Origin of the sequence: Actinophytocola sp. (assembly GCF_036402745.1) — a bacterium.
Classification (GTDB): Bacteria; Actinomycetota; Actinomycetes; order Mycobacteriales; family Pseudonocardiaceae; genus Actinophytocola.
In genome coordinates, this window is record NZ_DASWSJ010000138.1 from 1 (window position 1) to 1,679 (window position 1,679).

At 74.2% G+C, this 1,679-nt stretch carries 2 protein-coding genes; both read left to right on the forward strand.

The annotated features are described in order from the left end of the window. The first annotated feature begins 41 nt into the window (after positions 1–41). Positions 42–1,304, forward strand: coding sequence for an RNA polymerase sigma factor (locus VGD70_RS13820; RefSeq protein WP_331081769.1), 1,263 nt, complete (start codon positions 42–44; stop codon positions 1,302–1,304). 10 nt (positions 1,305–1,314) lie between these two features. Further along, positions 1,315–1,679, forward strand: a 365-nt coding sequence (locus VGD70_RS13825; RefSeq protein ID WP_331081766.1) for a VOC family protein, incomplete at its 3' end; no start/stop codon positions are given.

Here is a 1,679-nt window from a genome sequence, read left to right on the forward strand (position 1 = left end):
GAGGAGGGAAGACGGCGAGTAGCGCAGGAGCGGAGCGAACCATTCAACACAGGAGCGAACCGGTCAACACCGAGGGCCTGCTGCGCGACCTCGCGCCGCAGGTTCTCGGTGCGTTGGTGCGGCGGTTCGGCGACTTCGGCGCGGCCGAGGACGCCGTGCAGGAGGCGCTGCTCGACGCCGCCCTGCAATGGCCGAAGGAGGGCCTGCCGGACAACCCGCGCGGCTGGCTGATCCGGGTCGCGCACCGGCGGATGACCGACCACCTGCGCAGCGAGATCGCCCGGCGGCGGCGGGAGGACACCGTGGGCACCCGGATCCCGCGCGACCAGTACCTCGCGCCGGCCGCGGACGCGCCGCGCGCCCCGGAGTCCGACGACACGCTGACGCTGCTGTTCCTGTGCTGCCACCCGTCGCTCACCCCGGGCGCGCAGATCCCGCTGACGCTGCGCGCGGTCGGCGGCCTGACCACCGCGGAGATCGCGCGGGCGTTCCTGGTGCCCGAGGCCACGATGACCAAGCGGATCACCCGCGCCAAGCAGCGGATCAAGGCGTCCGGCGTCGGCTTCCGGACGCCGCCGGCCGCCGAGCTGCCGGCGCGGCTCGGCGTGGTGCTGCAGGTGCTGTACCTCATCTTCAACGAGGGCTACGCCAGCACCGAGGGCCCGGACCTGCAGCGCGTCGACCTGACCGCGGAGGCGATCCGGCTGACCCGGGCCGTGCGCCGGCTGCTGCCGGACGACCACGAGGTGGCCGGCCTGCTGGCGCTGATGCTGCTCACCGACGCGCGCCGGCCGGCCCGCACCGACCCGGCCGGCGGGTTGGTCCCGATGGCCGAGCAGGACCGCGACCGGTGGGACCGCGCGCTGATCGAGGAGGGCGTGGCGCTGGTCAGCGAGGCGCTGGCGCGCACCGAGCGGTTCGGCCGGTACCAGCTGCAGGCCGCGATCGCCGCGGTGCACGACGAAGCACCCAGCGACGCCGAGACCGACTGGCCGCAGATCCTGGCGCTGTACCAGCTGCTGCGGGTGGTCGCGGACAGCCCGATGGTGGTGCTGAACCAGGCGGTGGCGCAGGCCAAGGTGCACGGTCCGCGCGCGGGCCTGGCCCTGCTGGACGAGGCCGCGGCCGACCCGCGGCTCGCCGGCAGCCACCGGCTCGACGCCGTGCGGGCGCACCTGCTGGAGGAGCTGGGCGCGCCGGCCGAGGCCCGGAGGCTCTACGTCGCGGCGGCGCGGCGGACGCTGAGCGTGCCGGAGCGGCGGTACCTGCTGGAGCGCGCGGATTCTGTCGGTGGGCCGAGGTAGCGTGCCCGGCATGGATTTCAAGCTGGAAGTGGTGCCCGTGCCGGTCTCCGATGTGGACCGGGCCATCACGTTCTACCGCGACAAGGCCGGTTTCTCCCTCGACCACGACCACACGGTCAGTCCGGAGCTGCGGTTCGTGCAGCTCACGCCGCCGGGGTCGGCCTGCTCGATCATCCTGGGCGTGGGCCTCGTCGACTCGGCGCCGGGCTCCTTACGCGGTCTCCAGCTCGTCGTCGACGACATCCAGGCCGCGCAGGGCGAGCTCGCCGGCCGGGGTGTGGAGGTCAGCGAGGTCACCACCGGGCCGGGCGGCTCGTTCGTGTACTTCGCCGACCCCGACGGCAACACGTGGACCGTGCAGGATCCGCGGCCGTC